General features: G+C 62.3%; 17 protein-coding genes and 1 pseudogene. 11 read left to right on the top strand and 7 right to left on the bottom strand.

Annotation, left to right across the window (positions count from 1 at the left end):
* A pseudogene (locus EN990_RS30695) lies at window positions 1–896 on the top strand (hypothetical protein); the annotation flags it as partial.
* Window positions 897–908: 12 nt separating this feature from the next.
* On the opposite strand, the gene EN990_RS30690 reads toward EN990_RS30695, so the two are convergent.
* Complete coding sequence (locus EN990_RS30690) at window positions 909–2,441, bottom strand: acyl-CoA carboxylase subunit beta (RefSeq protein WP_127385356.1); 1,533 nt, start codon at window positions 2,439–2,441, stop codon at window positions 909–911.
* A 409-nt stretch (window positions 2,442–2,850) separates the two neighbouring features.
* On the opposite strand from EN990_RS30690, the gene EN990_RS30685 reads away from it, so the two are divergent.
* Window positions 2,851–4,275, top strand: coding sequence for a DEAD/DEAH box helicase (locus tag EN990_RS30685; protein WP_127385355.1), 1,425 nt, complete (start codon window positions 2,851–2,853; stop codon window positions 4,273–4,275).
* 103 nt (window positions 4,276–4,378) lie between these two features.
* Here EN990_RS30685 and EN990_RS30680 read toward each other — a convergent pair whose 3' ends face one another.
* The gene (locus EN990_RS30680; protein ID WP_127369298.1) at window positions 4,379–5,341 is read right to left on the bottom strand and encodes an alpha/beta fold hydrolase; all 963 of its coding nucleotides are present in this window, start codon (window positions 5,339–5,341) and stop codon (window positions 4,379–4,381) included.
* 90 nt (window positions 5,342–5,431) lie between these two features.
* On the bottom strand, window positions 5,432–6,253 hold the full coding sequence (locus EN990_RS30675) for an SDR family oxidoreductase (protein ID WP_024505081.1): 822 nt from the start codon (window positions 6,251–6,253) through the stop codon (window positions 5,432–5,434).
* A gap of 227 nt (window positions 6,254–6,480) precedes the next feature.
* Between EN990_RS30675 and EN990_RS30670 the strand changes: the two genes are divergently transcribed.
* The 6 genes from EN990_RS30670 to EN990_RS30645 all read left to right on the top strand — a co-directional run bounded on the left by EN990_RS30670 (window position 6,481) and on the right by EN990_RS30645 (window position 11,026).
* A complete protein-coding gene (locus EN990_RS30670; protein ID WP_064994176.1) occupies window positions 6,481–7,515 on the top strand; it encodes a cysteine synthase A in 1,035 nt (344 codons plus the stop codon).
* On the top strand, window positions 7,515–8,258 hold the full coding sequence (locus EN990_RS30665) for an alanyl-tRNA editing protein (RefSeq protein ID WP_027163370.1): 744 nt from the start codon (window positions 7,515–7,517) through the stop codon (window positions 8,256–8,258). Before EN990_RS30670 ends, EN990_RS30665 begins: the two co-directional genes overlap by 1 nt.
* A 38-nt stretch (window positions 8,259–8,296) precedes the next feature.
* Window positions 8,297–9,163 (top strand): 3-mercaptopyruvate sulfurtransferase, encoded by an 867-nt coding sequence (gene sseA, locus EN990_RS30660; RefSeq protein ID WP_127369296.1) that lies wholly within the window; start codon window positions 8,297–8,299, stop codon window positions 9,161–9,163.
* A 5-nt stretch (window positions 9,164–9,168) separates the two neighbouring features.
* Window positions 9,169–9,732, top strand: coding sequence for a GNAT family N-acetyltransferase (locus EN990_RS30655; protein WP_013531462.1), 564 nt, complete (start codon window positions 9,169–9,171; stop codon window positions 9,730–9,732).
* A gap of 111 nt (window positions 9,733–9,843) precedes the next feature.
* Window positions 9,844–10,401 (top strand): OmpA family protein, encoded by a 558-nt coding sequence (locus tag EN990_RS30650; RefSeq protein ID WP_127369297.1) that lies wholly within the window; start codon window positions 9,844–9,846, stop codon window positions 10,399–10,401.
* Between the two features lie 157 nt (window positions 10,402–10,558).
* Window positions 10,559–11,026, top strand: coding sequence for a DUF1203 domain-containing protein (locus tag EN990_RS30645; protein ID WP_127385344.1), 468 nt, complete (start codon window positions 10,559–10,561; stop codon window positions 11,024–11,026).
* Between the two features lie 234 nt (window positions 11,027–11,260).
* On the opposite strand, the gene EN990_RS30640 is transcribed toward EN990_RS30645, so the two are convergent.
* Window positions 11,261–12,568 carry an outer membrane beta-barrel protein gene (locus EN990_RS30640; RefSeq protein WP_063168057.1) on the bottom strand — a complete coding sequence of 436 codons (1,308 nt, stop codon included), beginning with the start codon at window positions 12,566–12,568 and terminating at the stop codon, window positions 11,261–11,263.
* 206 nt (window positions 12,569–12,774) lie between these two features.
* Window positions 12,775–13,890 carry an alanine dehydrogenase gene (gene ald / locus EN990_RS30635; RefSeq protein ID WP_013531466.1) on the bottom strand — a complete coding sequence of 372 codons (1,116 nt, stop codon included), beginning with the start codon at window positions 13,888–13,890 and terminating at the stop codon, window positions 12,775–12,777.
* A gap of 156 nt (window positions 13,891–14,046) precedes the next feature.
* Between ald and EN990_RS30630 the strand changes: the two genes are divergently transcribed.
* Window positions 14,047–14,520 (top strand): Lrp/AsnC family transcriptional regulator, encoded by a 474-nt coding sequence (locus EN990_RS30630; protein ID WP_024505089.1) that lies wholly within the window; start codon window positions 14,047–14,049, stop codon window positions 14,518–14,520.
* Here EN990_RS30630 and EN990_RS30625 read toward each other — a convergent pair.
* Window positions 14,517–15,167, bottom strand: a complete 651-nt coding sequence (locus EN990_RS30625) for a 5-formyltetrahydrofolate cyclo-ligase (protein WP_127369647.1) — start codon at window positions 15,165–15,167, stop codon at window positions 14,517–14,519. The genes EN990_RS30630 and EN990_RS30625 overlap by 4 nt on opposite strands.
* Before the next feature lie 163 nt (window positions 15,168–15,330).
* Between EN990_RS30625 and EN990_RS30620 the strand changes: the two genes are divergently transcribed.
* On the top strand, window positions 15,331–16,596 hold the full coding sequence (locus EN990_RS30620; protein WP_127385342.1) for an NAD(P)/FAD-dependent oxidoreductase: 1,266 nt from the start codon (window positions 15,331–15,333) through the stop codon (window positions 16,594–16,596).
* 149 nt (window positions 16,597–16,745) lie between these two features.
* Complete coding sequence (locus EN990_RS30615) at window positions 16,746–18,725, top strand: bifunctional 2',3'-cyclic-nucleotide 2'-phosphodiesterase/3'-nucleotidase (RefSeq protein ID WP_127388489.1); 1,980 nt, start codon at window positions 16,746–16,748, stop codon at window positions 18,723–18,725.
* 32 nt (window positions 18,726–18,757) lie between these two features.
* Here the strand turns inward: EN990_RS30615 and EN990_RS30610 are convergent, their stop codons facing one another.
* Window positions 18,758–19,759, bottom strand: a complete 1,002-nt coding sequence (locus EN990_RS30610; protein WP_127369538.1) for a glycerophosphodiester phosphodiesterase family protein — start codon at window positions 19,757–19,759, stop codon at window positions 18,758–18,760.
* Window positions 19,760–19,910 lie beyond the last annotated feature (151 nt).

Here is a 19,910-nt window from a genome sequence, read left to right as displayed (position 1 = left end):
GTCTAGACGACAAGACGACGTCGCCATTGAACCGCATCGAGGTCGGGATTTCGCCGCATCTTCACGCCGAGATTCCGCGCCGCCAGGCGTGGCTCGCCGCCACGGCCGAAGGCAAGCAGCCGAACCGCTTCCGTCCGCTCTCCTTTGCGCCGCCTGCGGCCTGGGCGGACGCCGGTGCGGTCGACTACGCGCCGGCCGAGATGGCAATGCCGTGCCTGATGCCGGAAGATGCGGCGCGGTTCGGCGCAAACTGGCAATGCGGCGGCGGCACCGTCTGCACGCCGCTGGCCACTGCTTCGGGCGTGCGCACCAAACTGGCGCAGTGCCTGCTGCCAAAGGACAGCGCTGACATGTTTTCCGGGCATCCTTGTCTGACCGGCTCGATCGCCAGCAATGCGGAGCAGCCTTTCAACGACCGCTACAGCATATCAGGCCAGTTCGCGGCCTTCGCTCCTGACGTTTCGCGCACCGCCTATACCTGCCGGCCACCGAAGATCGGCGTGCCTGGCGGGATCGCTTATCGCGGTTGCAACGACAAGGACCGTGTCTTCGCGGCTTTCAAGGCCGGCAAGCCGATGCCGAACGAGATCTGCGGGCTGGTCGGCGGCAAGAAATTTGACATCTGCGTGGCCACCAACAATTTCGACCAATGCCTTGGCGGCGCCGTCAATCGCGGCAACCGGCCGGCCTGTTCGGCCGATCATTTCTGCCGCGAGGACTATATGTGCCAGTCGCTGCCGCCGGACACGCCGGGCATCGGCAAAGTGAAAGGCATCGGCTTCTGCTCGCCGACCTATTTCATCTTCCAGATGCGCATCGACAACCACGCAACGCCATGGGGCAGCCCTGTCCGTGCCACGATGGGAGCGGAGTTCGGGGCGGCGGAAGAGGAGTGAGTTGCCGGCGCCTCACAGCGGGATGTTGTCGTGCTTCTTCCAGGGGTTCTGCATGTCCTTGTTGCGCAGCATGCGCAGCGCCCGGGCGATGCGGCGGCGGGTCGAATGCGGCATGATCACCTCATCGACATAGCCGCGCTCGGCGGCGACGAAGGGTGACAGGAAGCGATCCTCGTAAGCCTTTGTATGAGCTGCGATCTTTTCGGCGTCACCGATGTCCTTGCGGTAGATGATCTCGACCGCGCCTCTGGCGCCCATCACCGCGATCTGCGCCGTTGGCCAGGCATAATTCATGTCGCCGCGCAGATGTTTTGAGGCCATCACGTCATAGGCGCCGCCATAGGCTTTGCGGGTGATGACGGTGATCTTCGGCACAGTGGCCTCGGCATAGGCGAACAGCAGTTTCGCGCCATGCTTGATCAGCCCGCCATACTCCTGCGCTGTGCCGGGCAGGAAGCCGGGGACATCGACGAAGGTGACGATCGGGATCGAAAAACAGTCGCAGAAGCGCACGAAGCGCGCCGCCTTGCGGCTGGCATCGGAATCGAGCACGCCGGCCAGCACCATCGGCTGGTTGGCGACGAAGCCCACCGTGCGGCCCTCGACGCGTCCAAAGCCGGTGACGATGTTTTTCGCGAAATTCTGCTGGATCTCGAAGAAGTCGCCTTCGTCGGCGACCTTCAGGATCAGCTCCTTGATGTCGTAGGGCTTGTTGGCGTTGTCGGGGACCAGCCGGTCGAGCGACAAATCATGGTCGGTGACCGACTGGTAGCATTCGATCTCGGGAAGCTCCGATGTGTTGGAAGCCGGCAGCAGGTCGACCAGCCGGCGCATCTGCAGCAGCGCCTCGACGTCATTGTCATAGGCTCCGTCGGCGATCGACGATTTCGTTGTGTGGACGGAGGCGCCGCCGAGACTCTCGGCGGTCACCGTCTCGTTGGTCACGGTCTTCACCACATCCGGCCCGGTGACGAACATGTAGGAGGTGTCGCGCACCATGAAGATGAAATCGGTCATGGCAGGCGAATAGACGTCGCCGCCGGCGCACGGTCCCATGATCACGGAAATCTGCGGGATGACGCCTGAGGCCAGCACGTTGCGCTGAAAGATCTCGGCATAGCCGCCGAGTGCTGCCACGCCTTCCTGGATGCGCGCGCCGCCGGCATCGTAGAGGCCGATGATCGGCGCCCGGTTGCGCAGCGCCATCTCCTGCACCTTGATGACCTTCTCGGCATGCGCTTCCGACAGCGAGCCGCCGAACACGGTGAAATCCTTGGCGAAGAGGTAGACCGGGCGGCCGTTGACGGTGCCCCAGCCGGTAACGACGCCGTCGCCCGCGATCTTGGTCTTTTCCATACCGAAATCGGTCGAGCGGTGCTCGACATACATGTCGAACTCCTCGAACGAGCCCTCGTCGAGAAACACCTCGATGCGTTCGCGCGCGGTGAGCTTGCCCTTCTTGTGCTGGGCGTCGATGCGCGCTTGGCCGCCGCCCATGCGGGCGATCTCGCGGCGGCGCTCGAGTTCCTTCAGCACGTCCTTCATCGATTACCTCCCAAGCCAGCGGCATTTCGTGGTAATCGTGCCGGCAAGCGAGCGCAAGCGCCGCTTGCTCCGTCGATTTTGCTGCGCTGCAACATGAGCCCCCTTGCATTTGGTGGCGAACTGGGCCATATGCGGCGGCATAGGCGCTTGGGCCGGGACTTATCCGGCCTTCTCGACGAATGAGACTGGTTGCGTCTGTTTTCCCTCTTTCCGGTATATCGGCCCTTTTTCCGGTAAATCACAAAGCGGCGAAAAAGCCCCGTGGCATGATGCCTGCGGGCACGACAGCGCAGCCGAGTGGACGAACCCGTCCGCCCGCCTTGTCGTTTCATGAAAATTTGTTCGACGGCAGGTTGCGCCCTGCCGCCATCGATGTTTGCGGCCAGAAGCCGCGTGAAAGAAGATTATTTTGACCAACGAAAACACTTTGCCCGGTAGCAACACTGCGGAACTCACCGGTTTCGCGGCACTGGGTATTACGGGCGCGCTGCTCAAGGCCACCCACAACGCCGGCTTCACCGAGCCGAAGCCTATCCAGGCGCAGGCTATCCCGCCGCAGATGGAAGGCCGTGACATTTTCGGCATCGCCCAGACCGGCTCCGGCAAGACCGCGGCCTTCGCTCTGCCGATCCTGTCGAAGATCATCGCACTCGGCACCAAGCGCCGGCCGAAGACGGCGCGTGCGCTTATCCTGGCGCCGACGCGCGAACTCGCCGTGCAGATCGAGGATACGATCAAGATCCTCGCCAAGGGCGCGCATGTCTCGACCGCGCTCGTGCTTGGCGGCGTCTCGCGCTTCAGCCAGGTGAAGAAGGTTGCGCCCGGCGTCGATATCCTGATCGCAACGCCCGGCCGGTTGACCGACCTGGTGCGTGAGGGCGACCTCATACTTGCCGACACCAAATGGCTGGTGCTCGACGAGGGCGACCGCATGCTCGACATGGGCTTCATCAACGACGTCAAGCGCATCGCCAAGGCGACCGCGCCCGATCGTCAGACGGTGCTGTTCTCGGCGACCATGCCCAATGAAATCGCCGAATTGGCCAAGGGCCTGCTGAAGAACCCGATCCGCGTCGAAGTCGCGCCGCAAAGCACGGCAGCGGCCGAGATCGTGCAAGGCGTCGTCTTTGCCCGCACCAAGCAGAAGCGCCAGGTGCTGTCGACGATGCTCGCCGATGAGGCGATGAAGTCCGTCATCATCTTCTCGCGCACCAAGCATGGTGCCGACAGGGTGACCAAGGACCTCGAGCGCGATGGCTTCAAGGCCGCCGTCATTCACGGCAACAAGTCGCAGAACGCCCGCCAGAAAGCGCTGAACGATTTCCGCGACGGCTCGGTGCGCATTCTGGTGGCGACCGACATCGCGGCGCGCGGCATCGACGTACCCGGCATCAGCCATGTCGTGAATTTCGATCTGCCGGATGAAGCCGAGAGCTACGTCCACCGCATCGGCCGTACCGGCCGCAACGGCATGGACGGCATCGCGATCACGCTTTGCGATCCTTCCGAGAACAGCAAGCTGCGCCAGGTCGAGCGCATCATCCGCACCAAGCTGCCGATCGTTGCCGACCATCTCGGCAGCCCCGATCCGCTGCGCAATCCGGCTGAAAAGAACGAGCGTTTCGAGCCGGCCAATGACCGCAACGACCGCAATGGCCGTCGCGACGGCAGGCGGCCCGGTGGCGAGAACAAGGGCAACGGCTTTGGCAAGAAGCGCTTCGGCGACAAGCCGGCCTTCGCCGGCGAGCGCAAGCCGGACGGCGCCAAGCCGGCCTTCAAGGGCAACAACAAGCGCCGCTTCGGCGGTAAGCGTCCGGCTGCGCGGGCCGCGTAAGCCAGACCGCGCTGTAGTCAGTCAAGCTTCGGCTGGCTGATTGCCGAGACGAAACAAGAAAAGGGCGGCCGAAGCGATGCTTCGGTCGCCCTTTTTCGTCGGCCTACTTCACCACCGCTTCGATCCAGACGGCGATCCTTTGCGCCAGAAACGCCGTGGTCGATGGCGACAGTGCGTCGCCGGCAATGACGTGATTGTCCGGGTCGCCAGTGTCGTCGACCGGAACCAGTTCATGCGGCGCGCCCCAGCGCCCGGCAATCTCGCGGCTGCGGTCGGCCCGCACCACTTTGTCCGAATCAGAAAAGATGAACAAAGCAGGGACGGTCGCCTTCTCCACCGGCGCGCCATAGGCAAGCTCGGTCAGCGCCTGCATCGGCAAGGTTGCTTCGATCGGATAGCGGGTGGTCCAGAATTTTTCATTCAGCGCGTTGCGCGGCACGAAGCTATGTTCCTTGCCGGCGACCAGCCTGGCGATTTGTTTGCCCCACGGCATGGTCAGGATCCCGGCGCCCGAAGTCTTGACCCCGAAGTTCGGGGAGATGAACGCAATCGCCGCCACCCCGTCCGACGCACCGGGCTGCGTTGCCGCCCAGACCGCCAGCGAGCCGCCGGTCGAAGTCGAGATGACGATCACCTTGTCGCCGATCGCCCGGCCGATGGCGAGCGCCTCCTCATAGTCGTTGATCCAGGCATTGATGCTGCCTTGCGTCATCGCCGCGCCATCCTGCCCATGACCGGTAAGCCGTGTGTAGAAGAGATTGGCGTCAAGCTGTTCCGCCACTTCGTCAGGCAGCGGGCGGACCTCGCCCTTCGATGCGGAAAAGCCGTGGATGTAGACGATCGATAGCGGGGTCCTGGCATGCACCAACGGATCGGCCCAGACGATCTCCTTCTCCAGCCCGTCTCGGATTCCGGGGATGGCGGCTTCCGCCTTTGCCACATAGGCCTGCGGATCGTCGCCGATGAGCGAGGGATCGAAACGGATCGTGGTGTCGACGCGAACGCGCGGGCCGAACACGAAGGCCAGTGCGAGAACGGCAATAAGGCCCAGCACAGCAAGCACGATCGTCGCCCCATCGCAGACTCCACGCGGCACTTGTCTCAACCATGGCGACGGCGGCCCGAAAACGGGGAGCCTGCCAATTTCGCAGGCGTCCTATTCGATCGGCGGCTTGCGGTCGTAATGCAGAGGCCGCGCCTTCCAACTGGTCATCAGGCTGATAAACCCTCTGCACAGCGGCCTCGGCAGCAGGGCGAGCAGTTTCAGCGGCCAGCTTGTCCGGCGCGGGAAATGGACTTCGAAGCCGCCCGATTTGATGCCCCGCGCCATGCGGCGCGACGCACGGCTGACCGGCATCAGTCCCGGCATCGGCAGCATGTTCTTCTCAGTCAGCGGGGTGTCGATGAAGCCAGGATTGAACACCTGGATACGCACGTTCATCTTGTCGAAATCATACTTCAGCGACTCGGCCAGGATGTTGATGGCCGCCTTGGTGCCGCCATAGGCGGCCGTTGTCGGCCAGCCGAAATAGGACGTCACGGAGCCGACCAGCACGACATGGCCGCGCGCCCGCACACGCATGCGTTCGACCGCGGGCACGAGACCGTTGATGATGCCGAAATAATTGACCTCGAAGGACCGGCGAAAGTCGTTGACGACAAGATTCTCCCCCGGCGTCGAAATGTAATTCCCAGCATTGAAGATGGCGAGCACGATGGGACCGAGCTCCTTCTCGATCGCAGCGACGGTCCTTGCCATGCGCGGCTCGTCGGTGACGTCGCAGGGAAAGGCCGTGACGCTGCCCGGCATCTGCGCGGTCTCGACGACAAGCGTGTCGATCGGATCGTCGTCGAGCGCCGTCACCGCGACGGCATAGCCCTGGGAAGCAAGATCCCTGGCCAGGGCACGGCCGATGCCGCTCGATCCGCCCGTGATCCAGGCGACGCCGTGCTTCGGGTTGGCCCGGTAGAGTGTCATGCTGCGCCCTGTCGACTTGTTGGTGCTTTGCTCTAGCGATGAAGAAATCGAATGAAAAGCTGCTTTTCAACGTCAGCCGGAAAATGAGCTGTGGCGCAAGAGGTCGGTTTCGGGAAGCGCTGACGCAACTACAGTACCGCAAATGCGACTGGACCAGACAAATTCTTGCCTTGAAACTGCAGCTTCGGGTTTCTAGGGTTTCGGCGCACCTACACAAGGAATCCTGAATGCCCCGTTCTGTGATCGACGCGATCGGCAACACGCCTTTGATCCGCCTCAACAAAGCTTCGGAACAAACCGGTTGCGAGATCCTGGGCAAGGCCGAATTCATGAATCCGGGCCAGTCGGTCAAGGATCGCGCCGGCCTGTTCATCATCCGCGATGCCGAGCAGCGTGGGCTGCTGAGACCCGGCGGTGTCGTCGTCGAGGGAACGGCGGGCAACACCGGCATCGGGCTGACGCTGGTCGCCAAGGCGCTCGGCTATCGCACCGTCATCGTCATTCCCGACACACAGAGCCAGGAGAAGAAGGACACGATCAAGCTGCTCGGTGCCGAACTGATCGAAGTGCCTGCCGTGCCCTACAAGAACCCCAACAATTATGTGAAACTGTCGGGGCGGCTGGCCGAGCAACTGGCGCGGACCGAGCCGAACGGCGCCATCTGGGCCAACCAGTTCGACAATGTTGCCAACCGTGACGGCCATATCCGCACCACAGCGGAGGAAATCTGGAGCCAGACCGGGGGCAAGGTCGATGGCTTTGTCTCGGCGGTCGGTTCCGGCGGCACGCTGGCCGGCGTCGCCTTTGGGCTGAAGGCGAAAAGCAAGGATGTGAAGATCGCGCTGGCCGACCCTCTGGGGGCCGCGCTCTACTCCTTCTACACCAGCGGCGAGCTGAAGTCCGAAGGCAGCTCGATCACCGAAGGCATCGGGCAGGGGCGCATCACCGCCAATCTCGAAGGGTTCACGCCGGACTTTTCCTTCCAGATCCCCGATGAGGATGCGCTGCCGATCGTCTTCGACCTGATCCAGGAAGAGGGGCTTTGCGTCGGTGGCTCGACCGGCATCAACATTGCCGGCGCGATCCGCCTGGCCAGGGAATTGGGTCCCGGCCACACCATCGTGACCATTCTTTGTGACTACGGCACGCGCTATCAGTCAAAACTGTTCAACCCGGAATTCCTGCGCGAGAAGCAACTGCCGGTGCCAGGCTGGATGGAGCTGAAGAGCACAATTTCGGTGCCGTTCGAAAAGGTCGCGTGATGGCAAACAGGACGGATGCCCTGTTTCGCGACGACGCCTATCTGCGCACGGCGGATGCGAAGATCGTTGCCGTCAACGATCGCGGCGGCATCATCCTCGACCGGACGATCTTCTACGCCACTTCGGGCGGCCAACCGGGCGATACCGGTTATCTCGAACGCGCGGACGGCAGCCGCATCGCCATTGCCGCTACCCTCACCGGCGAGACCAAGGACGAGATCATCCATGTGCCGGCGCCGGAGCAAGCAGTGCCACAGGTCGGCGAGACGGTGAGGCTGGCCATCGACTGGGAACGCCGGCATCTCCTGATGCGCATGCATGCGGCTTGCCATTTGCTCACCGTCGTCTGTCCGTTTCCAATCACCGGTGCCGCCGTTTCCGAGGACGACAGCCGTGTCGACTTCGACGCTCCGGATGCCGGCTTCACCAAGGAGGACATCACCGCCGGGCTGATGGAGCTGGTGCGGGCCGATCATCCGATCTTTGTCAGGCTGATCAGTGACGAGGAACTGGCCGCCAATCCCGGCCTGGTGAAATCCAAGAACGTCCGGCCGCCGGCCGGCACCGGCAAGATCCGCCTGGTCTGTATCGGCGACAACGCCTCGGTGGACAGTCAGCCCTGCGGCGGCACCCATGTGAAGAGCACTGGCGAAGTCGGCGAAATCCACATCGGCAAGATCGAGAAGAAGGGCCGTGAAAACCGGCGCTTCCGCATCCGCTTTGGGCCGATGCCGGCAAACTGAACAGACAGTGATCGCCAAAAGGCGAGCAGGAGCACAAAATGGCCGAGGACAGCCCCTTCACCGTCGACGCAGACTGGCTGCAGCAACGTCTCGGCGAGCCGGGCCTGACGATCATCGACGCATCCTGGTATCTCCCGGCGCAGAAGCGCGATGCGCGCGGCGAGTATGATTCGGCCCACATCCCGGGTGCACGATTTCTGGATCAGGATGCCGTTTCGGATCCGGATTCGCCCTTGCCGCATACGCTGCCGTCACCGCAGCATTTTGCCCAGTATGTCGGCGCCATGGGCGTTTCGGCCGATGACACCATCGTCGTCTACGATGGTCCGGGCTTCTTCTCGGCGCCCCGGGCGTGGTGGATGTTCAGGGTGATGGGCGTCTTCCAGACCTATATTCTGGATGGCGGCTTCGATGGCTGGAAAGCCGCCGGCAGACCGGTGACGGCTGAGCCGACGAAGATCGCGCCAAGCGTGTTTCATGCCGATTTCGACTCCGGGCGCGTCGCCAGCCTCGCCGACATGCGCCGGATCGTCGACACCAGGGCAAGCCAGATCGCCGACGCCCGTGGGCCGGGCCGCTTCACCGGCACTGAACCTGAGCCGCGCGCGGGTATCCGCTCCGGCCATATGCCTGGCGCGCGCAATCTGCCCTATTCGGCGCTGTCGGAAAATGGCGAGCTGCTGTCGAAGGACCGCCTGCGCAAGGCGATCGAGGAGGCCGGCATCGATCTGTCGAAACCTGTCGTCACCTCATGCGGCTCCGGCATTACCGCAGCGGTGGTGACGCTGGCGCTGGAAACACTTGGCCATACCAACAACTGGCTTTACGACGGCTCCTGGACGGAGTGGGGCGGGCTTTCCGACACGCCTGTCGTGACCGGCCCCGTTGTGATCGGCAAGGAATGAAGACGATGGAAAACGGCGCGCTGGAAGATATTGACGTCACGGTGACGTTTCTCGAGATGCATGTGCCGCCGGCCTATTCGCCGCCGGTGCCCTACAACCGTCAGATCGCGCTGCTGAAGACCAAGGACATTCCGCTGCATTTCTACCGCTATCTGATGGACCGGGTGGGGCGCAAATGGCACTGGGTCAATGTGCTGAGGCTGGATGACGACGAGCTTGCCGCCGGCATTCATCGCGAGGATCGCGACATCAGGGTCCTTTATCTCGACGGCGCACCCGCCGGCTTCTTCGATCTCAAGCCGCATCTGCCGGAAGAAGTCGAGCTCGCCTATTTCGGCATGATGGAACATGCGACGGGACAAGGCATCGGCCGCTGGTTCCTGGGCTCCGCGATCGCTGCCGCATGGTCGCATGGGCCGAAGCGGGTGACGGTGCAGACCTGCACGCTCGATCATCCGGCGGCTCTGCCGCTCTACCAGAAGCTCGGCTTTGCACCGGTGGCGCAAAAGAAGGAAATCGTGCATCCGCTGCCTTTCGCCGAGCGCGCGGCCAGCGTCATGCGGCCCTAGCCGGAAGCTGACACCAGCTCGAATCTGAACCTGTCGTTCATCGGCCCTTCAGGCTGCTTTTGGCATGTTGCCCGCACCATCAATGCGGCCAAGGCCGAAGGAGACGAAGACATGCTGACCCGCCGTACTCTTGCCGCCGCGCTGATCGCGGCGATTGCCATGCCAAGCCTGGCCGCAGCCCAGGCGACAACGCCTTCGGCCGCGACGATCGAGCGGAAGCTCGAGGCGGCACCGCGTGTGAAATTGCGGCCGAACGAGCGCGTCACCATCCGGGAATTCAAGCGGCGCCCGGATTTGCGCCGCATGGCCCGCTCGATCGATATCCAGTCGATCAACTTCGCCTTCGGTTCGGCGGCTATTGCCAACTCGCAATACGACAAGATCGAGACTATTGCCGACGCGCTGCGGCGAATCCTGCGCCGCGATCCCGGCGCCCGCGTGCTGATCGAAGGCCATATCGACGCCGTCGGCTCCTTCCAGTCGAACCAGGCCCTGTCCGAACAGCGCGCCGCTTCGCTCAAGCGCACATTGGTGCGCGAATTTAGGGTGCCCGGCCATGCACTGGAAACGGTTGGTTACGGTGAGGAGTTTTTGCTGGTGCAGACGCAGAACGAAAACTGGCAGAATCGCCGGGTGACGCTGCGCCGCTTCGACGATTTCATCCGTTGAGTCGCAGCTCCGAAATTTAATTAGCCGGCGCCTTTGACAGGAACCTGATGAGAGCCGATCGCCGAGGGGCGATCGGCTTTTCGACATTTGGCAGGAATCGGGTGGGCGGCGAGGGTTCAAGGACATAATTTCCAATCACGACACCGGAGATTTTTCCATGACCATCCAGTTCAAAGCTTTGCCGACCGAAGCTGTCAGGACGCTGCAGCGTGGTGGCGTCGATGCTTATGGCCAAACGCCCGAGCGAAAGATCTCCGACGGTGACGGCATGCCTTGCCGGCATTGTTTGAAGAACATAGGAGCCGGCGATGCCTATCTTGTTCTGGCATACAGGCCATTCCCGGAGCTTCAGCCCTATGCCGAAACCGGGCCGATCTTCCTGCATGCCGAGGCATGCGACCGCGCTGCCGAGAGCGAGGCGCTGCCCGAGATTCTCGAAAGCCCCGACTACATCGTGCGCGGCTATGGCAGGGATGATCGTATCGTCTATGGCAGCGGCGGCGTGATCTCGACCGGAGACATCACCGGGCGGGCCAAGACCTTGTTGGAAAGCGACGAGATCGCCTACATCCATGTCCGCTCGGCGCGCAACAATTGCTACCAGTGCCGCATCGAGCGCGCTTGAGGTTGAGATTAGCCGCTGGAAACAGCTGTCGTACTCCCGTCGCATAGTCGCGATAGAAAGCCATTGTCGATCGATTTGCCGACCGCGGATGAACCGGCGGCAAATCTCGACATCGAGGAAGCGGGGCTTTGGCTCCGCTTTTTTGTTGCCTGCGTTTGGAGCAGACGTATTCCACGCAAGAAAAAAGCCCGCCGGCATGGCCGACGGGCCGCAACTGTTTGGCTGGAGGGCCTTTTAGTTGAACTTGTACTTCGCGCCGAGGCGCACGGTGTGGAAAGAGGAAGTCGAGGTAAGGGTGTCGTCAGGTGCGCCGAATTCCGAAGAAAAGTCCTTCTTGGCGAACTGCGAATAGCGATATTCGAGGCCAACGGTGACATTGCTGGACAGAGCCGTTTCCAGTCCGCCACCGACCGAGAAGCCGCTGGAGCCCCAGTCGAGGATGTCGCCGATCGGGTCGGAAGCGTTCAGGTCGAAATGCTGCCAGCTATAGCCGGCAAGCGCATAGGCAAGGGTCGATTCGTTCATCTTCATGCCAACGCGGCCCAACACATCGAACCCATAGTCCGTATCGACGTTGATCGATCCGCCGCCGAGATCCAGCTTGGAAGTCATGCCGGAGTAGCGTGCATCGACCATGACGCCTGCGACCCAGCTGCCGAAGTCATGATCGTAGCCGACGTTCAGTTCACCAAAGGCACCTTCGCCACCGAGACCATTGAATTCCAGGTCGCCGAGCGGCGGAACGTTGATCTGGTGCACGGACGCACCGGCACCACCAGCGCCGCCGATATAGAAGCCGGTCCAGTTGTAGGCTGGCGTCTCGAAGGCAGCACCGCCGCCGTTCTGGGCACCGAAACGGTAATTGGCTGCGATCTGGAAAGTATGGCGCGAGGTGTCAAGATTGAGGAGACCGTCCGGAACCCCGACGATGCCAGCCTCGGAAAGAAGATCGTCCTTGGTCCCGAAGCCCGTATAGCGATACTCAGTCTTGATCGTCCAATTGCTGTTGATGGCCGTTTCGATGCCACCTCCGACAAAATACCCGCTCTGATCCCAATCAAAGTCGAAGCCAGCGTTCGTATCGAGCTTGTACTTCTGCCAGGAATAGCCACCCAGCACGTATCCCAGAGTGTTTGGCGTCAAGAGGTAGCCGAGACGCAGGCCAGCGTCGAAACCGTAGGTTTCCTTGATCGAAGCGTCGAATCCCGTAATGTCCAGCGTGGTCCCGATGTTGCCGACGTGAGCGTCCAGCAGACCTCCGATGAGGAACCGCGGCGCGACCATATAGTCATAGCCAACCGTCAGCTCACCGTAGACGCCTTCGCCACCAATGCCGTTCAGCGAGACTGGAATAAAATCGCTGCTGAGCTTGTGTACGTTGGCACCGGCGCCGACGCCAAAACCAACGTATAGACCGCTCCAGTTAAAGCCGGCAGCTTCTTCTACCGGCTGCACGACGTCTGCTGCGTGAGCAGCAGATATCAAAGCCACAGCAGAAACAGCACCAAGAAGAAAAGATTTCGCGGATGTGCGAATGAACATATGCCCGTACCCCATGAGTAAACCCAGAATGTCTCTAGCAGGGAACCGGCCGGCACGGGAATGACAAATATGCAACAATGATGAGCAAAGTGCCGTAGCGTCACATCTTTCGACGCCATGCTTTGCCTGAAAAACAGGCTCGCAAGAAAAAACCCGCCGGCATGGAACCGGCGGGCTGGATTGAAAGGAGCTGTTTTTCGCGAAAATCAGGCGGCGAGTACCGCTTTCGGCTCGACCAGTTCGTAGCCGAGCGCCTCGGCGACTGCGCGGTTGGTGATCTTGCCCTTGTGGACATTGAGGCCGTTGCGCAGGTGGTGATCGTCGACCAGCGCCTTGAGGCCCTTGTCGGCGAGCTGCAGGCCGTAGTGAAGCGTCGCGTTGTTGAGCGCGTGGGCCGACGTGACGGGCACGGCACCCGGCATGTTGGCGACGCAATAGTGGATGACGCCGTCGACCTCATAGGTCGGGTCGGCATGGGTGGTGGCGTGCGAGGTCTCGAAGCAGCCGCCCTGGTCGATGGCGACATCGACCAGCACCGAGCCTTTCTTCATGCCCGACAGCATTTCGCGCGAAACCAGTTTTGGCGCCGCGGCACCCGGGATCAGCACCGCGCCGACGACGATGTCGGCTGAAAAACACTCTTCTTCCAGCGCCTCGACAGTCGAGTAACGAGTGTGGACGCGGCCGGCGAAGAGATCGTCGAGCTGGCGCAATCTCGGGATCGAGCGGTCGATGATGGTGACGTCGGCGCCAAGGCCGGCCGCCATCCTGGCCGCGTGCAGGCCGACGACGCCACCGCCGAGCACGGTGACCTTGCCGGGCAGCACGCCGGGCACGCCGCCCAGCAGCACGCCGCGGCCGCCATTGGCCTTCTGCAGCGCCGTGGCGCCGGCCTGGATCGACAGGCGTCCGGCAACTTCCGACATCGGCGCCAGCAGCGGCAGGCCGCCACGGTCGTCGGTCACGGTCTCGTAGGCGATTGCCGTTACGCCGGACGCAAGCAGGCCCTTGGTCTGCTCCGGATCCGGAGCAAGGTGGAGGTAGGTATACAGGATCTGGCCTTCGCGAAGCTGCGCCCATTCGCTGGGCTGCGGCTCCTTGACCTTGACGATCATGTCCGACTTGGCGAACACCTCGGCGGCCGTCTTGGCAATCGTGGCGCCGGCGGCGCGATAGGCGTTGTCATCGGCGCCGATGCCGGCACCGGCCCCGGTCTCGACCAGCACTTCGTGGCCATGGGCGACATATTCGCGGACCGAGCCGGGGGTGAGGCCGACGCGGTATTCGTGGTTCTTGATTTCCTTGGGGCAGCCGACGCGCATTTTCTTCTCCTGATCCGGCCCTTTTGGGCTCGTTCCCTGTATGGCTGGAGTGAACCACGAATCGTTGCGCAGGTGTTTGCGAATGCGCTTGCGCCCACCGGCCGGTTTCGATAATTGTTGCGCGAAACAGCAAGATATTCGCAGGATTCACGAATAATGCCGCTCGACAGGATCGATATCGCCATTCTCGAGGCTTTGCAGAAGGATGGCAGGATACCCAATGCGGCGCTGGCCGAGAAGGTCGGCCTGTCGCAGTCGGCCTGTTCGCGCCGGCTCGACAATCTGGAGAAATCCGGAACCATTCGCGGCTACCACGCCCGGCTTTCCAATGTGGCACTTGGCCACCAGATGACGGCGATCGTGCACATATCGCTGTCGGGGCAGTTCGAGAAGACGCTGTCGGATTTCGAGGCGGCGATCAAGCGCTGCCCGAACGTGCTGTCCTGTCACCTGATGTCGGGCGAATACGACTACATCCTGCGGATCGCGGCGAAGGATCTCGTCGACTATGAGCGCATCCACAAGGAATGGCTGTCGGCGATGCCGCATGTGACCAAGATCAATTCGTCCTTTGCGCTACGCGAAATCGTCGACAGGACCGCCATGGGCATGAAGCCGGAAATGGCCTAGGCCTCCGTTACCACCCGATCCATCGGAATGTCGTGCGGCTGCGGGTAGATGGTCGCGATGCGCTGCAGCTCGTAGCCGACGCCGATGACCAGTGGCTTGAACGGCATCGCTGCCAGCGTACGGTCGAAGAAACCGCCGCCATAACCCAGGCGGTAGTTCAGGGGATCGATGCCGACGATCGGCGAGATGACGATGTCCGGCAGCACCGGATCGCCCTCGGCCGGGATTGGGATGTTCCAGACACCTTTCTCCAGCCGGTCGCCTGCTTTGTAGGCGCGGAAGATCAGCGGCTGCCCCTTCTCGATGACGATGGGCAGGGCGGTGCGGCCGCCGCGTTCGTTTATGGACGCCATCCAAGGCCGCAAATCCGGCTCGCCGCGAAACGGCCAGTAGAGACTGACCATGCGGCCGGCGATCTCGCCGATTACCGCGTCGAGGCCATCGGCGATGCCTTGCGACATTACCGTTCGCGCGTCGGCCGAAACAGCAAGACGCGCGGCGATCAGGCGTTCGCGCTCAGCCTTGCGCCAGCGTCTCACATCGGTCCAGTCGCTCGAAGGCGCACGGAATTCCGGATCGAGTTCGTGCATGAAACAGGGCGGCGAAGAATACTGCGCCGGAGCATCGTCGTCACGATCGTTGGCCATGCCTCACCTCATCGCGTGTTCGATGACGCTATACCTCGCGATACGATACAACATGTGCATTCACGACATGCAACGACGAGTCTCGGGCACTGGCCATCTGTTGTTGCATTGCACAAAAATACCTACATGCAGGACAGGCAATCTTGCTATCAAGGTGAACGAAATGAACGAAGCCAGGCATCATGTCGTCGTTGTCGGCGCGGGTTTCGGCGGGCTCGAGTTCACCCGTGCGCTTGCCGGCGCTCCCGTGCGCATCACCATGATCGACAAGCGCAACCATCACCTCTTCCAGCCGCTGCTCTACCAGGTGGCGACGACGGCGCTGGCCACCTCCGAGGTTGCCTGGCCGATCCGCCACCTCCTGCGCAAGCGCAAGGATGTGACGACGCTGCTCGCCAATGTCACCGGTGTCGACCGCGCCGGCAAGCGCGTGCTGCTCGATGACGGCAGCGCGGTCGCCTACGACACGCTGCTGCTCGCCACCGGTGCCCGCCACGCCTATTTCGGCCATGACGAATGGGAGCCGTTCGCGCCTGGCCTGAAGACGCTGGAGGACGCCACCACCATTCGGCGGCGAATTCTCCTGGCCTTCGAACAGGCCGAGCGGGAGGCTGATCCCGCTAAGCGCCAGGCGCTGCTGACAATTGCGATCGTCGGCGGCGGGCCGACCGGCGTCGAGCTTGCCGGCACCATCGTCGAGCTGGCGCATGACACGCTGCGCGGCGAGTTCCGCAACATCGACACGCGGCAGACGCGCGTGGTGCTGATCGAGGCCGGCGACCGCATTCTGGCCAATTTCGCACCGAAACTTTCCGACTATGCCAGCAAAGCGCTCGAGCGGCTCGGCGTGACCGTCGAGCTCGGCCGGGCCGTCACGCGCTGCGACGCCGAAGGTGTCGTGTTTGGCGATAAGCAACTGGCCGCCCGAACGATCCTGTGGGCAGCCGGCGTTGCCGCTTCGCCAGCCGCTGAATGGCTGGGAGCGAAGGCGGACCGCGCGGGCAGGGTGCTGGTCGAGCCCGATCTAAGTGTGCGTGGCAGCCCGGAGATCTTCGTCATCGGCGACGCCGCTCATGTGCTGCGGCCAGACGGGCGGCCGGTTCCCGGCGTGGCGCCTTCCGCCAAGCAGGAGGGCCGACATGTTGCGGCTACCATCAAGGCCAGGCTCGGCGGCGACACGACCGCGCGTCCTTTCCACTACAGGCATGCCGGCGATCTGGCGACGATCGGCAAACGCGCCGCCGCCATCGATTTCGGCTGGATCAAGCTCACCGGCTGGCTCGCCTGGTGGCTGTGGGGAGTGGCCCACATCTATTTCCTGATCGGCTTTCGCAACCGGCTTGCTGTTTCGCTGAGCTGGCTATGGATCTACGCGACGGGGCAACGCAGCGCGCGGCTGATCACCCAGGGCGACGACGACAAGGGCTGATTTCCTCACCGGCACCGTTCATCCGCACGTCATCTGTTGCTGGTCGACTGACCTTCCGATGCACGCAACTTCTTGAATGGACTTGAGCCGATTTCGGCGCGAAGTTCGCTTCGGGGCAGGGCGTGTCACGTTGTCGATGAGGAGAAAACATGTCGCAACTGCTCCATCCCGTCTCCCGCCGCGATTTCCTCGCTGGCACCGCAGCTACAGGGGCGCTGATCGTGCTTCATCCCTTCTCCGCTCGCGCACAGGCCAACCAGGCGCATCTCCGGATCATGGAGACCACCGACATCCGTGTGAACGTGCTGCCTTACGATTATTACGCCGACAAAGCGAACGACACGCTGGGCTTGTCGCGCACGGCCTCCCTGATCGACGCCGTGCGCAAGGAAGCGGTGAATTCGATGCTGATCGACAATGGCGACCTGCTGCAGGGCAATCCGATGGGCGACTACATCGCCTATGAGAAGGGCCTGAAGGACGGCGACCTGCATCCGATCATGAAGGGTATGAACCTGCTCGGCTACGAGTGCTCGACGCTGGGCAACCACGAGTTCAACTATGGCCTGTCGTTCCTGGACAAGGTGCTGGCCGGCGCCAATTTTCCCTTCGTCTGCGCCAACCTGATCCGCGGCACGGAGCTTGCCGCGAACCCGCGCGACGACAAGCTCTATCTCAAGCCCTATGTCATCCTCGACAAGAAGATCAAGGACGGTTCGGGCGCCGAGCAGCCGATCAGGATCGGCATCATCGGCTTCGTGCCGCCGCAGATCATGGTCTGGGATCTCAAGAACCTCGAAGGCAACGTCAAGACGCGCGACATCGTCGAGGCGGCCAAGGCCTGGGTGCCGCAGATGAAGGAGGCGGGCGCCGACATCGTCATTGCGCTGTCGCATTCCGGCATCGACGTGAAGCACGGCGACATGATGGAGAACGCCTCGTTCTTCGTCGCCGGCGTCGCCGGCATCGACGCGGTGTTCACCGGGCACCAGCATCTGGTGTTCCCCGGCAAGAAGGATTTCCAATCGCTCGATGGTGTCGACACGCAAAAGGGCACGCTACAGGGCAAACCCGCCGTCATGGGCGGTTTCTGGGGCTCGCATATGGGGCTGATCGACCTGATTCTGGAACGCGACGGGTCGAAATGGAAGGTCGTTTCCGCCACCTCCGAGGCGCGGCCGATCTTCGAACGCGTCGACAATAAGAACAAACCGACTGTCCCGGACGACAAGCGCATCATCGCGGCCCTTGAGCAGGACCACCAGGCAACACTGGCCTATGTGCGCCGCCCCGTTGGCAAGACCTCCGCGCCGCTCTATTCCTATTTCGCGCTGGTCGCCGACGATCCGTCGGTGCAGGTCGTCAGCCAGGCGCAGACCTGGTACCTCAGGGATATTCTGAAGAACACGCAATGGAAGGATGTGCCGCTGCTGTCGGCGGCCGCTCCGTTCAAGGCCGGCGGGCGCAACGGCGCCGACTACTATACCGACGTGCCCGCCGGCGATATCGCCATCAAGAACGTCGCCGACCTCTATCTCTATCCCAACACCGTGCGTGCGGTCGAAATCACCGGTGCGCAGGTCAAGGAATGGCTGGAAATGTCGGCCGGGATCTTCAACCGGATCGAGCCGGGGAAGGCCGACCAGGCCCTCATCAACACCGATTTTCCGTCCTACAATTTCGACGTCATCGACGGCGTCACCTATAAAATAGACCTGTCGCAGCCGCCGAAATACGATGCCAAGGGCGGGCTGGCTAACGCTGGCGCCAACCGTATCGTCGACCTGAGTTTCGACGGAAAACCAATTGACCCCAAACAGAAATTCGTCGTCGCGACCAACAACTACCGGGCCGGTGGCGGCGGCAATTTCCCTGACATCAATGCCTCGAAGATCATCTATGAAGCGCCGGACACCAATCGCGACGTCATCGTCCGCTACATCGTCAGCGAGGGTACAATCAACCCGTCCGCGGACGACAACTGGTCGTTCGCGCCGCTGCCTGGAACCAGCGCCGTGTTCGAAACCGGCGCCAAGGCCAAGGATTTCATTGCGCAGCTGAAATCGCTGAAGATCGAGCCGGCAGGCGAGGGCGAGGCAGGTTTCGCGAAATACCGCATCCTGCTTTGAAGGGTGGTTTGGGGTCGGCTCGAGTCCCGGCCTTATGGCGTGGATTGAGCCGGCTGGGTGAAACGTTCCTTGATGTCAGGCATGACGAGATCCAGCGCATCGGTGGAAATGCCGCCGGAATAACCGTTCGGCAGCTGCTTGATCAGTTCGGGATCGTCCAGCCCTTGCGAAAAGTCGCCGCCGGTGTACGGGCCGAGCAGATAGACGCGGCTGTCGACGCCTTGCATGCGATCGAGAAACCGGTTCGGCCAACCCCACATCCATTTCGCGATGTTGACGGGAATGAGCAAGGTACCTTTTCGGCAGGCATCTGGAACATAGCCGCTCCAGCCAAGCGCGGCATAGCGCAGAATGCATTGCGTCAGCGACGCGCGGCTCAGTGTATGCATGTCCGGCAGTGCTGCCTTGACTGCGGCAATCGGCTTGTCGCCGCCATAGACCGAGAGATAGAAGCGCTCGTTCGGCGATAGCATGGCAAGCCGTGCGGCCAGCTTTTCGCCTTCGCCCGGATCGTTGCTCTTGACGTTGATGTTGAAGCGGCGGGCCGGGAAGTGCGCCAGAACCTCATCCAGCGACGGCATCATGCCGATACCCTTGCCGCGAAACGGAAAGATCTTGCCGCCATCCGCCGTATAGCCATAGCCGACATCGAGGGTCTTCAACTCGGCCATGGAATGGTTGCGTGTTTCTCCCTTGCCTTCCGTGCGGCAATCCAGCGTCCAGTCGTGGAAGACGGCGAAATTGCCGTCTGTCGTCGGGTGAACATCCAGTTCGAGCGCGTCAGCGTCCAGCGCGAAGGCTGCTTCCATCGAGGGGATCGTGTTTTCGAGGTAGGCATGGCGCGGCGGCAACATGCGACTGGCCGTGCACGTCTCACCCGTCATGCCTTCCCGTGCGTAGTCCTGGGCAAGGCCGCGATGGGCAAGCACTTCCGGCTTGCCGGCGGGGCGGCTCGACAACAGCGAGGTGTTGTTGAGCCAGATGCCCGCCGCGGCGACAACAATGATGCCGAAGAAGATCGTCCGTTTGCGCATCAAGTGATTTCCGATTCGTCCGTCCTGCGCGGCATCCTGCTTTGCGATCGGACTTTTTGACGGCGACCGGGCGGCGACATCGAGATCATCCTCGATATCGCCTGGTCGGCGGCAATGAAATCGAAGAACGTGTCGACTTACGCCTTGTAGA

The sequence above is a fragment of the Mesorhizobium sp. M7A.F.Ca.US.005.03.1.1 genome, from assembly GCF_003997975.1.
In the GTDB taxonomy this organism is placed as follows: Bacteria; Pseudomonadota; Alphaproteobacteria; order Rhizobiales; family Rhizobiaceae; genus Mesorhizobium; species Mesorhizobium ciceri.
The sequence above is the reverse complement of the archived record's forward strand: the minus strand, read 5'-3'. Positions and strand labels throughout refer to the sequence as shown.